The following is a 12,178-nucleotide window of genomic DNA, read 5'->3' as shown; positions in this document are numbered from 1 at the left end:
GCTAAGAGTGCGGACTTGATCCTATCCCATTTATACTGGGAGTAACCCTCTCCAGACACAAGCCTTCGTAACTCGTTAAAAATCAAGATGATTCTTTACTGAACTTAACCGATCCTCCCACTATGATCTAAACAACTATCCGCCCTTTTACCTGTAAATTTTAACCATGTTCTCGGCGACTACCGAAATTCTTGTTATCTTCTTCCTCATCCTCCTCAATGGAGTCTTTGCTCTCTCGGAAATTGCCATTGTCTCAGCCCGCAAAATCCGTTTGGAACAATTAGCCAGAGATGATCGACGGGCGGCGGTGGCCTTAAAATTGGCCAATGATCCCAATCAAATTTTATCGACGGTGCAGATTGGCATTACCCTCGTGGGTATCTTTGCCGGGGCCTACGGAGGAGCCAATTTATCGGTCAGTGTGGCCCAATTATTGGCGCGAGTTCCCGTTTTAGCCCCCTATAGTCAAGCTTTGGGATTAGGATTAGTGGTGTTAATTATTACCTATCTATCCCTAGTGGTGGGGGAATTAGTGCCGAAACGGTTAGGTTTAAGTAATCCTGAAAAAATCGCTATCCTCGTTGCTGATCCTCTCAATAGGTTATCAAAAATTGTTTCGCCTGTTGTCCATCTTTTGAGTCAATCGACTAATCTGATTCTCGGTTTGTTGGGGATTAGCGGGAATAATAATGATTCCCCCATTACGGAGGAAGAATTGAAAATTATGCTTAAACAGGGAACCGAAGCGGGAACCTTTGAGGAAGCAGAACAGGATATGGTGGAAAGGGTGTTAGGATTGAGTGATCGCCGAGTAAGTCAGATTATGACCACGCGTCCGGATGTTGTTTGGCTAGATTTGGAAGATAGTGCCGAAATTAACCGCCAGAAGCTAATTGAGAGCAATCATAACCGTTTTCCTGTGTGTCAGGGCAGTTTAGATGAGGTTTTGGGGGTAATCGAAGTCACAGACTTATTGGCCGATTGTTTAACCGGTGAAAGTTTCGACCTAACGAAGGATTTACAGCAGCCGCTTTTTGTACCGGAAAGCACTAGGGGTTTAAAGGTTTTAGAATTGGTGCAGCAAAGTGGCCATCATATTGCCTTGGTAGTGGATGAGTATGGGGTGATTCAAGGATTGGTGACGCGCCAGGATATTTTAGAGGCAATTGTCGGCGATTTACCCCAATTAGATAATATTGAAGATGCTCAGATCGTGCAGCGGGAAGACGGTTCTTGGTTGATCGATGGCACAGTAGCGATCGAAGATTTTAAAGAATTATTTGAAATTAGTGAATTACCCGGGGAAAAACAGGGGAATTATCACACTTTAGGGGGTTTTATTATTACCCATCTTGGCAGGATTCCGGGAGCTGCTGATCATTTTGAATGGCAAAGGTTGCGCTTGGAAGTGGTGGATATGGACGGTAATCGCGTCGATAAGGTGTTAGTCACGCTCTTGTTGGATGATTTGTAATTCGCCCATTGGCTCTTCTAAATTCTGTGTGATAAGTTTAACTTACAAAGGATTGATCAATCTTTGTGTCCTCTGTGTCTCTGTGGTTCCTCCCACTCGCTCGCCAGGGGGACTGTATCTTATAATACATTTTACCCACTAAACCTAAGAGAGCCATTTTTTCTCAAAATAATTATTAAATTGCTTGACGAACACAATGAGAATCTGCGACTATATGAAAAGTCAGTTACTGGTCGGGTTTTACTAAACTGACTTTAATCAATCCACTATCGACCTGACCCAGGAGACAAAACATGGCTTCGATTAAAATTGACTCGGATTTACGGCCCATCGGTTCTGAACTTTTCCTCGATTCAGAAAGCTATCTGGACGAACTCTCTGCTGACCAACAGATTAACAACATTGTGGGAGGAACTAATCCTACCTTCACCCGCCCTACCATCATCCGTCCTACCACCATCCGTCCTATCACTACTTTCCCCACGACCTTCCCCACTACCTCTCCCGTCATCAATCCAGTATCAGTGGTGGTTGGCTAGAACTTGTAGTGGACTGTTTCAGCTAAAATAGGGCAATAGATTTCGGCTTAAAGTCTTAGATTATAGAATTTCTAGCATTTTTCTAATACACCAAATTAGCTGAAACAATCCAGTAGGATGAACTAATGCCCATTCTACTACGTCTCTACAAGATTGGTGTACTGCTACCCAGTACCTTCGGCATCGCACTTAAACCCACAGCTGCAATCAATGTGCATGGTGCGTTCCCCAAAAAATCTATTAGTGGAGCAGTGGGAGCCACATTAGGGAACGCACCCTACAGCGATCGGCGTGCTGCTACGCAGTGCCTTCGGCATCTCACTAAATCTGCATAACGTCAAAGATCACCGGGCCGGCGCAATAGATGGTTGCGAAGCAGAAATTGCCTTAGTCGCCAGCTCCGGTGCATCGCCTTGTTGGTCCGCTTTCATTTTCGCGGTTAATATTTTTATAAATTCTAATTCTAATTTATCTCCATCTATACCATAATGCGCTTCCCGATGATGATTAGGACATAGGCCAATAACGTTATCGATAGTATCCTTACCATTATTTTCCAAGGCTATAATATGATGCGTTTCAATGTAGTATTTATTATCTTTTATTTCAAAACCTATTTTTCCACAATATTCACATTGTCCGCCAGCGCGATTTAACACAAATTTTCTAACCTTATTGTCTCTAACGAATGATGATGTAACCCTATTAGCACGATCTGGAATTTCTGAGCCAATCGGTAAGTCAGCTATTGAAGAAAGCGATTTTCTATTCTCTTTCTTAATTTCATTAACAATTGCCAGTATCAAAGTTTTTTCTTTAATTATAGCAACATAATTGCCATTGTCTTTATTGATCTTAATATTTAAAATATAGCGTTTCTGATTCACAAGAGGTACATTCCCGATCCTTAACAGCTTAATCAGCAAAGGTTTAAGTGTGCCGCACAGATGCGAGAACCGCTATATAACTATTATCAATTTCTTTAATGCTTCTAGGAGATGCTGTTATATCCTTAGCGATGCACACCAACCCATAGGTCAAAATATTTTTCTCAGTTACTAGCTCTAATATTCGTCTTTGATCGTTTTCCCCCGGACGATTTCTTAATGGATCACTTTTGGATAAAAATTTATATTTCCCATCTCTAATTTTATCATCCCATAAAGTAAAAATAGCGCGTTTATGATCGGGTGAGATTGCACACCAAGACCATCTAGGATTAGTGGGTTTCGTATCTAAAATTTCAAATATTTGATTTCTTGTTAGTTCTTTACTCATATTTATTCTTTCTTTTTAGCTGCCCAACTACATACTATAGGTCAACTTTCTGTATAACACTCTCCAGAGTAACAATATAGGTCAACTATCGCCAGAACTTTTCCCTATATTACGCCCAAAAGCCTGTTAGCCAGATTAGCTTACTGCAAAAAGCCTCCTTTAAGGAGACTGATCACAGAAGCTTTCTGGAAATCTAGCAAAGATTCTTATATCTGGCTGCACTTTGTTACAAAATTTCACTATTATTTCGGGTAAGGTATGGTAAATCCCTTGATAGATTCAATCGGGACTAACTTCTGGGAAAACCGCTATAGATCTCCTGCAAAAATCAAAAATCTGACCTTAGCTGAGGAGAATCCGAGACAAGAGGAGAAAAAAGACAGGAAAATTTAGTACAAATGCCCTGCTCTCCCTGCTCTGGCGCTCCCTAGCCAGCAATTCTCATTTTGAAACGATTTTGCGTTGTTTCAGCGATCTAGAGATTCGTTAAGAATTATTAACCCCTCTAGGTGCAAGGGTTTTAATGTCATGAAACCTTAAAATGAGAATCGCTGCTCCCTAGCTTACCAGAGGCCAATTATTTACTAAATGGTATCAAAAAAATCGGGTCTAAAACCTCGTATTTACTCGTTTTATTATAACAGGATTTGGTATCACATATTCAATCAATGTCTATACTTTTGCAGTTTTTACTGTTTGCGAATAAGTAATAATACTCATGGCATGACTTGATACGATAGCTGTATTTTATTCTTTGGAACGCTCTAATGATAAAGTAGGCTGTGGCTTCCTTTCGTTGAGTATTCTCAGTATGCAACAGTTTATTCCTCTAGAATTAATCAGCTATTTTTTGATGTTTCAGACCCATTTCTCAAAACCGAATTTCATTTATTTTCAAGGGTATTTATGGGGGCTGTTGCTGACTGGGGGACGAAAAACTATGAACAATATTGCTCACTGTTGTTTCTGGATTGACCGAAATTTATGTAGTTGGGAACGCTTTTTATCTGATAATTTATGGGACGTTAATGCAGTTAGAAATACTTTGGTTCAGATCCTAGTTCAGAAGTTAGAGGATAAATTAAAATTTCACGGTGCTTATTTGGCTTGTGTGGATACTTTATTAATTGCCAAAAATGGAACTAGAATGTTAGGAGTTCAGAAGTGGCATGATCACAGTGGAAATGCTGATAGAGGAGAAGAACTTAAAGGACACCACTGGGCAATTCTTGGGTTAATTAGTTATGAGAAAACCAGTCAGCGCTATTGGTGTTGGGTGACTAAATTGAGGTTGATATCTGGTAATTTAAATCCCTTCCAATTCATTGTTAACGAGGACGGAGTAACCCGTAGAGCCAATTTCTGGGATGGAGTTATCCCTTTGATTCTCGAATTAAAAAAGACACTTGGTTTAAATTCCTTGCGGGTTGTTGTAGATGCTTATTTTAGTAAAGCTCCTTTCTTATCTCCCTTAGTTGATAAACTAATTAATGTCATTACTCCTATGAGAAAAGATGCTGTTGCCTGGGATAATAGAATTGAAAATAAATCGAAGAAGTCTTTCATTTTGGATGGAAAATGGAAACTTGCACATCTACTTAAAGAGTTCAAACCTGGCTCTTCGGTAACTGTTATGCAAATAATTAACTTAAAATAAAATTCGATGAGAGAGCCTACGCCCAAAAATAGCTGAAACCCATACAGGAAAAGGTTTAAGGCACAAACTGGTTAATACCAAAAGATAGACAATCGAGTTAAAATTTGATATAATAGCCAAAAACCAGAGTATTTTACTTATGATACTTGACAAATTTTTGAACCTAGAAGGAACCTCTATTCAAGGCTATCTACACCTAGAAAATATCGGTATAGTTTGACCAGTCGAATCGAAAAATAAAAAAGCAGTCTGTCCTCGTTGTGGGTTAGAGAGCGATAAACTCCACCAAAATCATCGACATTTAGTCAAAGATTTACCGCTCTCAGGTCAACCAGTGTACCTACAAGTTAATCGTCGTCAATTTAAGTGCGGTAATTGTCAGAAACCCTTTAGCGAAGAGTTAGATTTTGTCGGCAAGAAACGAACCTATACGAAAAGACTAGCCGAGAATATACTCGAACAATTAAAATCAGGAGATATTTTAAATGTTAGTCGAAGAAATGACGTAACGGAAGAAGAGATTCAAAGAATGATAGAGGACATAGCTGAAGAAATTACAGAGACAGACCTATCGAAATTAAAAAGACTAGGAATTGATGAAATCGCTCTAGTCAAAGGACAAAAAAATTACTGTGCAGTTTTAGTAAATTTAGATACGGGAAAACTAATAGCTATTCTAGAGAAGCGAACACAAGAAGAATTGAGGGAAACGCTTACAGGGTGGGGAAAAGAGGTATTAGAGCAAATTGAAGAAGTCAGCATAGACCTTTGGTTGCCCTATAAAAATTTGGTGAAAGAATTGATGCCATCGGCCGAGGTAGTCGCCGATAGATTCCATGTAATGAAACAAATTAATCAAGAGTTAGACGAACAAAGAAAAGCAGAAAAAAGAGCCGTAGAAGCGCAGAAAAATAAAAAACAGAAAGCGGAAAAAGAAGCGAAGCTAGAAGTTTTAAAGCGAAGTAAATATAGCTTGTTAAAAAATGAAAAAGATTTAACGGAAACCCAAAAAATTAAACTAGAAGCTATCAAAGAAAATTTTCCAAATTTGAAAAAGATGCACGAGTTAAAGGAAGAATTGAGAAAGATTTATGAAACCTCAGAGAATCCGACAGAAGGACTGCTATCTATCTCAGAATGGTTGGCAAAATCCTCCAGTGTTTTTACCAAGAGTTGTCAAACAATCCGAAACTGGTTTGGAGAAATTATTAGTTATTTCGAGCGAAGGACCACGAATGGGGTGGTCGAGGGAATCAACAATAAACTTAAACTAATAAAACGGAGAGCCTATGGCTTTAGAAACTTTCGGAATTTTTGGGTTAGAAGTATGTTATCTTGGCATCTTGTCTGTTGATTTAGCATAAAGGGTAACGAAGAGCCTCAAACCTCAATCACTCTCAGTTAAAATTTATGGAAAATTTACCCAAGTCGAAGCTGTGGAGCGAGAAGTTTATATTCGTGGATTTCAACCAAAAGTCAAAGTTGTGGTAATGAAAGGAGCTAAAGAACCGATTATTTTAATGTCAACTGATATCACTTTAACTGCTATTCAAATTATTGAAATTTATGGCTCCCGTTTCTCTATTGAATTAGCCATTAGAGATTTAAAACAGCACTTTGGTTTGGGTGATTATCAGTGCTATTTAGGAATAGCTATTGACCGTTTTGTTCAATTAGCTTGCGTTGCTTATTGTTTATTCCGGGCTCTTCTGGTTTCTGTGTGGAAACGGGGTCTATACTGATAGTTTCTTCAGCAAAATAGTCCTAAAAGTCTTTCTAGGTAAATATTTCACGATTCTATAAGCAAAAATTATCACACAGAAACCAGAAGAGCCTATTCCGTTTATTTCAAATCAAAGAAATAGAACAAAGTTGGATGCCAAAAGTTTCGCCTTCATGTTCACTTTTCAGTTTTTTCCGCCTTCGTAGAGGACTTCAACACTTTGCCATTACCCAAGTGCTTTCTCAAAAGTCCGCTCCTGAAGCGGACTTGCCGTCACGCTCCCGTGAGTTAGACCAGATTCTTCGTTTGGCGGCTTAGTCCACCAGTTGCAACTTTTTATGGTTAGCCCAGGAGTTTTATTTCTGGGTCAATTTCTGCAAAAGTATAGTCAATGTGCATGGTGCGTTCCCCAAAAATCGATCGCTGGAGCAGTAGGAGTCACATTAGAGAAAGCACCCTACAGCTAATAACTTTCAGTGCGTGAAGACGATCTAACTCTCAGTCGGGTGCAGTGATTTGTTATACTGTCGCTTGATCGGGAGCTTAATAACTTTACGTCCACTGGCAATTTGCTTTTCTCTAAGATCGTCAAATATTGCCTTGAGATCATAATTAAAAGATTTTGCGTATTCTTCTCTATATCTATGAATTTCTTCGACAATTTCATCTTTATACATAGTTATTCTCCTCGAAGCTTAAATCCGATGAACTCGTAAGGGGTACAAACAAATGGTAGCCTGTATCCAAGCTCAAGACTAATTTGGGATAGCTTTCTTTGGATTTGAGCGTTTGCCATGTGCTTACAATTCCATGTTAGTAGATAGTCTAAGCCATAAACAGTTGCTAGTGCCATGTGTAAGGCATCATTAGACGCTTTGGGGGGTAGGTTGCTTTGTTGTAAGAATTCTTGTGCTAGAGCGATCGCTTCTTCGGTTAGATCGAGAAAAATCAAGGACTGTAACAAGTTCTGTCTTTGAGTAGCAATTTTTGAATCTCCTCTCGATGCTTCATCTTCAACAATTTCCGAAACATACAGAACCAATGAACTACTATACTCATCCCACCAGTCTTGTGTAATCTTAATGTTGGCCGCAAGAATCAGGTTTTCTGTTGGTCTTGCGGTTAGATGACCCAAAATACTGGTTTCAATATAGACGGTTTCGCTCACGGCAATAAGAGAAAATCTATCCCACGTCTATCCTACTGCATTTAATCTTGGTTTTGAGGGCGTTGGATTTCCTGCCTACAAGATCAGCGATCTGCTACGCAGTTCCTTCGGTATCGCACTTAAACCCACAGCTGCAATCAATGTGCATGGTGCGTTCCCCCAAAAATCGATCGGTGGAGCAGTAGGAGTCACATTAGGGAAAGCACCCTACAAGATCAGCGTGCTGCTACGCAGTGCCTTCGGCATCGCACTTGGTAAGCTTTTACGCATTTAAGTTACATTGACAGCATTACCCTTATTTTTAAGTTTTCTACTCCATTTAATAATCAATCCCCCTTCATTTAAAAGCTGATTGACTACTTTTTCCAGTTCTTCTTTATTTTCAAATTCTCGATTAGCTATGTATTCTTTAGCGGAATGCCACACTAATTCTATTAGGTTGTAATCTGGACTATAAGCTGGTAAAAACTCTAGCCTAATATTGGGCAACTCTTTTTCCACCTGCTCAATAACATCTTTCTTTTTGTGATAACTAGCATTGTCTAATATAATGATAATCTTAGGTCCCTTTTCTCGAAAATCTTCGGGCAGATTTCCCAAGTTTATCCATTCTTGACGAATCTCTTCATGAAGTTTCTTTAATTGTTCATGGAAAGTTTCTGAATTTCCTTTTTTGATCATAAAACAGACTCGTTTTTTGTCATTATATCTTAAGGCTCCCATCACATTCACCCTTCCTCTTTTTCTTTGTCCATTCACTTTTTTTCGCTTTCCTTTTTTTGTCCAAGCTCTCCTTCTTATTACTCTCAAACTAAATCCACATTCATGAGGGGCTGTGTGGCGAACCTGCGTCGCCACCTTGAAAGCCCCGTCCCAAAACCATACCTGGATTGACTCTGGCTTTTCTTTGGCCAACTTTAAATATTCATCTAATTTTTCTTTAAATGCTTTTCTTAATTTCTTGTCTTGCTTATCTTCCAGACTATATTTCGCCCAGATATACACATACTTTTTTCTTCTCAATATTCTTCTCACTTGCGAGCCACTCAGTTTAATTCCTGTTTCCTTTTCTAGATGCTCTGCTAATCTTGCCGCTGTCCATCTCCCGAATTCATATCCAAATTCCTTCGGGTCTTCATCAACTATTTTCAATAGTAAATTAATATATTCCTCTGTGGCTTTTTTATGATTTCCATTTTTTCTCCCATCTTCTAGACTTTCTAAATTGGGCTCTTCGGGACTTGGTATGGTTCGATATGGGAGCATAAATCGACTAAATCCTTATCTGGCAAGAGACTTAATTGATTAGTTCGCTCTAGATCAAAAATAATTGACAAAAATCACTAAATGCTTTTCTATATAAGGGTTCCATCCCTTATAACCCCTGTCCATTGCATAACAGAAACCGAAGAACCCTAAATTGTTAGGATCGCCCTGAACACACCAATGGGCGACCGTTTTGAGTGAACAGCCAATAAAATCAGCTATTTCTCGTTGACCCTTCGGCTTCGCTCAGGCTTCGGCCGTGAGCTCAGCCGAACGGGTCAACGTCGAGGCTTCGACGGTGAGCTCAGCCGAACCGCGAAGTCGAGACGTTGAGTTTTTCCGTCGTTCAGCAAGAGAAACATTAAAATTCTTTCCCTAACCTCTGCTCTTTCTTCTTCTTTAAGAGCTTTTTGTAAGTTTTTCTTTTCTTCTAAGTCTAGGAAATCTTTGGCTGGCATAAGTAGGATTTTTCTCAAGTTACTATTTCTATTTTAGGTGGTTTAAGTGCGTTTTAGCTTAAAATGGGTTGAAATATTGCAATAGAATCATTATCCCGCAATGGTCAAAACTTTTCTGTAGAGTGTTTCGCTAATTCGGAATTCTGCTTTTAAGATTAGCTGATCAACAATCGGTTTAATATTCATAATCAATTCTTTTTGCTTGGCTTCGAGTAAAACGCCCAATATTCCAGTAATATTTAGCCCAAGAGATTGTGCAACTTTGCGTCCTTTTCTTTCATCCAAAATTAATATATCTGCGCCTAATTCTAGCGCTAAAATAATCCCTTCTGATTCTCCTAGGTCTAATTTATTGAGTAGTTGATTAACTTGGTTTTGCTGGGTGACGGGCCGTGTTTCTATCCAAGATAAGGTCATGATTTCAATCGTGCCGGGTACGGCGTAACCTAAACTCGCCATTTCCTCATAAACGGCTTGAGGAATGATAATTGTTCCATAGAGTTGATGCAAAAGGGTTAACTGGTTAACGGCGGCTAGGTTGGTAATGGGTGAGGTGTCACTCACGACGATCATAGTCTGCCTAGTTTTTGTAAGGTTTGGATATCTTCTTCTAATTCTTCAAGGTCATAATGGACACAAATCTCTCTTAGATTAAGTTCGTGTTGAAATTGGAGGAGGTTCATGCCTGCAAGATGACGGGCTTTGCCAATGCTGATTTTGTCTTGTTTAAAGAGCATGATGGCGATTTCTAGTTTTAGCTCGTCTTCGGAGAGTCCTGATGCGGTCAGTATGTCATTAGGAATAACTACGCTCATAATTTTTAGGGGTTGGCGATTGTCAAATCAGCGATGGTTTTATGATAGCTCGCTTCTGTCTAGTGCCTTGAGGGAGGTTGATGATTTCTCCAATCTCCATTAAAAAGAAGCAAATATCAAATCATCCTCTTTTAAATAGCAAAAAAGAGACCCTTGCGGTTCTCCTGTTGTAACACCTTCAACTAACGCTTAGTTTTTGTCTGCTTGGGTGGGACGACGCTTTAAGCCAACTCCCAGAGCGACGAGGGCAGAGGGTTCCGGGGTTTGAGCGGGAGGAGCGGCATCGCATTTAAACCCACAGTTTCAATCAATGTGCATGGTGCGTTCCCTAAAATCGATCGCTGGAGCAGTAGGAGTCACATTAGGGAACGCACCCTACAAAATCGGCGATCGTACTCGATTATTTAACCAACGCTTCAAGGATTTTTGACTTTCCCCTGATGGTTGGCCAAGAATCAAGTTTTTAGTGCTAATGTCTTCATCTAGTTGATTCCAATGGATTCCACTGCCACCAGCGATCAAGCGATAATCATTGCGCTCCTCAATTGAGCCATGCAGGAGCCGAGGATACCATGCCAGGGGAACAGATATAGTGCGCCCATCAGACAAATCTACACTGAGTGTGTCATCTGTGATGGCCAATTGCTCAATTGCCAATGTTTCAAATACTTCATTCGTTAAAAAAGTCATTCCAGCCTGCTAGTAATTGTTTTTGGTTTTCTTGAACAAGTTTTTGAATGCGGTTAATTTCGGTGCGGTTAAATCCTTGGTTACTCTGAAGACGAACCGGCTGAAGCCAGAATTTAGCGATCTCTCGATCTCGTTCAACATGGATGTGAGGTGGCTCATGGCGATCGCCTGCGTAGCAAAAGAATCGATATGGGCCAACGGTCAACAGCGTGGGCATTCAAAAGTTTTGCTCTAAACATCTCAAACATAGCTGAATGCCTCGCTGACTGTCAATCTGTGAATATGCTCGTGTAGGCCAAAGGCTATTTAAGGTTAAGAACAATACAAGATTAGCGTTCGCAGTTTAGTTCCGAAGGTGTTGGATTTCTTTTCGTCAACCCAAGCTACAAGATCAGCGATCTGCTACGCAGTGCCTTCGGTATCGCATTTTAACCCACAGATGCAATCAATGTGCTACATCCGCTTCAGCAATTCATCGTACTCGTCGTGTGCCCCAATCCAGTACCAGTAAATATGATCGGATTCTAGCAAACCCAAAACATGATAGTTGATGCTGACACGAGCAGAATAAATCGGTTGTTTTTGGCTTACTCGTTTGAACTGAAGGCTCGGATGGGAAGGATCTTCCTGCCAAAGAGAGTAGGCTTTATCAGCTTGTCCCTGAACTGACACAGGAAGATCACTTAGCTGCTTACGAAATGACTTTGTAACACTTGATTTCATTTTTGTGTTGGAAAAACTTGATCAAGTGGCATGGTTTCACCTTTGGCTATTTCCTGACGCACCATTGCAGCCATCTGATCCCATTGCTCTTCTGTTGTGGCGGCGAAACGAGTTTCCCATTTGTGTTCATCTTCTAAATCCGCCAAAAATCGAGCCGCGATCGCATCTTGTTGTTCGGGTGGGAGTTGCTGGATTTGAGCAATTGCCTGTTGAAGCAGTTTGGTCATGGGTTCATCGCAATAAACACTACAATTTCCCTATTTTAACCGATGTTCAGAAAACTTTCGTCAGACTCAGGACATCTGTTATTTGTAGTTTTCTTTTTGTTTTCAGCCCAACTCAATAGTTTTTTCAGTGACGGAAACTTGACCTATAACACTCTTAAAA

General features: G+C 40.0%; 15 protein-coding genes and 2 pseudogenes. 6 read left to right on the top strand and 11 right to left on the bottom strand.

All coding sequences use genetic code 11. The features are described 5' to 3' along the window. The first annotated feature begins 166 nt into the window (after positions 1-166). Both ACE3JL_RS21580 and ACE3JL_RS21575 read left to right on the top strand, forming a co-directional pair. Positions 167-1,474: a hemolysin family protein gene (locus ACE3JL_RS21580; protein WP_271990097.1), complete on the top strand. Its 1,308-nt coding sequence runs from the start codon at positions 167-169 to the stop codon at positions 1,472-1,474. Positions 1,475-1,767: 293 nt separating this feature from the next. After that, positions 1,768-2,013, top strand: a complete 246-nt coding sequence (locus tag ACE3JL_RS21575; protein WP_375328345.1) for a hypothetical protein — start codon at positions 1,768-1,770, stop codon at positions 2,011-2,013. 344 nt (positions 2,014-2,357) lie between these two features. Here the strand turns inward: ACE3JL_RS21575 and ACE3JL_RS21570 are convergent, their stop codons facing one another. Further along, positions 2,358-2,900 (bottom strand): HNH endonuclease, encoded by a 543-nt coding sequence (locus ACE3JL_RS21570; protein WP_375328344.1) that lies wholly within the window; start codon positions 2,898-2,900, stop codon positions 2,358-2,360. A 43-nt stretch (positions 2,901-2,943) separates the two neighbouring features. After that, positions 2,944-3,291, bottom strand: a complete 348-nt coding sequence (locus tag ACE3JL_RS21565) for a hypothetical protein (RefSeq protein ID WP_375328343.1) — start codon at positions 3,289-3,291, stop codon at positions 2,944-2,946. Between the two features lie 811 nt (positions 3,292-4,102). Between ACE3JL_RS21565 and ACE3JL_RS21560 the strand changes: the two genes are divergently transcribed. The 4 genes and pseudogenes from ACE3JL_RS21560 to ACE3JL_RS21545 all read left to right on the top strand — a co-directional run bounded on the left by ACE3JL_RS21560 (position 4,103) and on the right by ACE3JL_RS21545 (position 7,138). After that, positions 4,103-4,948: a transposase gene (locus ACE3JL_RS21560; protein ID WP_375329643.1), complete on the top strand. Its 846-nt coding sequence runs from the start codon at positions 4,103-4,105 to the stop codon at positions 4,946-4,948. A 139-nt stretch (positions 4,949-5,087) separates the two neighbouring features. Beyond that, positions 5,088-6,302: pseudogene (locus ACE3JL_RS21555) on the top strand (ISL3 family transposase). 82 nt (positions 6,303-6,384) lie between these two features. After that, entirely contained in the window at positions 6,385-6,690 is a 306-nt protein-coding gene (locus tag ACE3JL_RS21550; protein ID WP_375328342.1) for a transposase, read from the top strand. Positions 6,691-7,009: 319 nt separating this feature from the next. Next, positions 7,010-7,138 carry a hypothetical protein gene (locus tag ACE3JL_RS21545; RefSeq protein WP_375328341.1) on the top strand — a complete coding sequence of 43 codons (129 nt, stop codon included), beginning with the start codon at positions 7,010-7,012 and terminating at the stop codon, positions 7,136-7,138. 24 nt (positions 7,139-7,162) lie between these two features. Here ACE3JL_RS21545 and ACE3JL_RS21540 read toward each other — a convergent pair whose 3' ends face one another. From ACE3JL_RS21540 to ACE3JL_RS21500, 9 genes and pseudogenes are all read right to left on the bottom strand, one after another. After that, entirely contained in the window at positions 7,163-7,348 is a 186-nt protein-coding gene (locus tag ACE3JL_RS21540; RefSeq protein WP_375328340.1) for a hypothetical protein, read from the bottom strand. A gap of 2 nt (positions 7,349-7,350) precedes the next feature. After that, the gene (locus ACE3JL_RS21535) at positions 7,351-7,839 is read right to left on the bottom strand and encodes a type II toxin-antitoxin system VapC family toxin (RefSeq protein ID WP_002770872.1); all 489 of its coding nucleotides are present in this window, start codon (positions 7,837-7,839) and stop codon (positions 7,351-7,353) included. 270 nt (positions 7,840-8,109) lie between these two features. Next, positions 8,110-9,563, bottom strand: a pseudogene (locus tag ACE3JL_RS21530) (IS630 family transposase). 90 nt (positions 9,564-9,653) lie between these two features. Next, positions 9,654-10,136 (bottom strand): DUF3368 domain-containing protein, encoded by a 483-nt coding sequence (locus tag ACE3JL_RS21525; RefSeq protein WP_271988692.1) that lies wholly within the window; start codon positions 10,134-10,136, stop codon positions 9,654-9,656. Further along, entirely contained in the window at positions 10,133-10,378 is a 246-nt protein-coding gene (locus ACE3JL_RS21520; RefSeq protein WP_002770883.1) for a UPF0175 family protein, read from the bottom strand. Before ACE3JL_RS21520 ends, ACE3JL_RS21525 begins: the two co-directional genes overlap by 4 nt. A gap of 375 nt (positions 10,379-10,753) precedes the next feature. Continuing rightward, positions 10,754-11,068 carry a DUF2442 domain-containing protein gene (locus ACE3JL_RS21515; RefSeq protein WP_271992981.1) on the bottom strand — a complete coding sequence of 105 codons (315 nt, stop codon included), beginning with the start codon at positions 11,066-11,068 and terminating at the stop codon, positions 10,754-10,756. Continuing rightward, positions 11,049-11,285, bottom strand: a complete 237-nt coding sequence (locus ACE3JL_RS21510; RefSeq protein ID WP_375328339.1) for a DUF4160 domain-containing protein — start codon at positions 11,283-11,285, stop codon at positions 11,049-11,051. The genes ACE3JL_RS21515 and ACE3JL_RS21510 overlap by 20 nt, the downstream gene beginning before the upstream one ends. A 236-nt stretch (positions 11,286-11,521) precedes the next feature. Then, the gene (locus tag ACE3JL_RS21505; RefSeq protein ID WP_375328338.1) at positions 11,522-11,740 is read right to left on the bottom strand and encodes a hypothetical protein; all 219 of its coding nucleotides are present in this window, start codon (positions 11,738-11,740) and stop codon (positions 11,522-11,524) included. Positions 11,741-11,787: 47 nt separating this feature from the next. Next, a complete protein-coding gene (locus ACE3JL_RS21500; RefSeq protein WP_002789717.1) occupies positions 11,788-12,018 on the bottom strand; it encodes a hypothetical protein in 231 nt (76 codons plus the stop codon). Between the last annotated feature and the right edge of the window lie 160 nt (positions 12,019-12,178).

This window comes from Microcystis sp. BLCC-F210, from assembly GCF_042134685.1.
Taxonomy (GTDB): Bacteria; Cyanobacteriota; Cyanobacteriia; order Cyanobacteriales; family Microcystaceae; genus Microcystis; species Microcystis aeruginosa_D.
Note: the sequence above shows the minus strand (reverse complement) of the source record. Positions and strands in the feature narration are given on the sequence as shown.

Coding starts and splice junctions, on each gene's coding strand:
- ACE3JL_RS21580 (WP_271990097.1), top strand. CDS start 167: ATGTTCTCGGCGACTACCGAAATTCTTGTTATCTTCTTCCTCATCCTC.
- ACE3JL_RS21575 (WP_375328345.1), top strand. CDS start 1,768: ATGGCTTCGATTAAAATTGACTCGGATTTACGGCCCATCGGTTCTGAA.
- ACE3JL_RS21565 (WP_375328343.1), bottom strand. CDS start 3,291: ATGAGTAAAGAACTAACAAGAAATCAAATATTTGAAATTTTAGATACG.
- ACE3JL_RS21560 (WP_375329643.1), top strand. CDS start 4,103: ATGCAACAGTTTATTCCTCTAGAATTAATCAGCTATTTTTTGATGTTT.
- ACE3JL_RS21545 (WP_375328341.1), top strand. CDS start 7,010: ATGGTTAGCCCAGGAGTTTTATTTCTGGGTCAATTTCTGCAAAAGTAT.
- ACE3JL_RS21540 (WP_375328340.1), bottom strand. CDS start 7,348: ATGTATAAAGATGAAATTGTCGAAGAAATTCATAGATATAGAGAAGAA.
- ACE3JL_RS21525 (WP_271988692.1), bottom strand. CDS start 10,136: ATGATCGTCGTGAGTGACACCTCACCCATTACCAACCTAGCCGCCGTT.
- ACE3JL_RS21520 (WP_002770883.1), bottom strand. CDS start 10,378: ATGAGCGTAGTTATTCCTAATGACATACTGACCGCATCAGGACTCTCC.
- ACE3JL_RS21515 (WP_271992981.1), bottom strand. CDS start 11,068: ATGACTTTTTTAACGAATGAAGTATTTGAAACATTGGCAATTGAGCAA.
- ACE3JL_RS21510 (WP_375328339.1), bottom strand. CDS start 11,285: ATGCCCACGCTGTTGACCGTTGGCCCATATCGATTCTTTTGCTACGCA.
- ACE3JL_RS21500 (WP_002789717.1), bottom strand. CDS start 12,018: ATGACCAAACTGCTTCAACAGGCAATTGCTCAAATCCAGCAACTCCCA.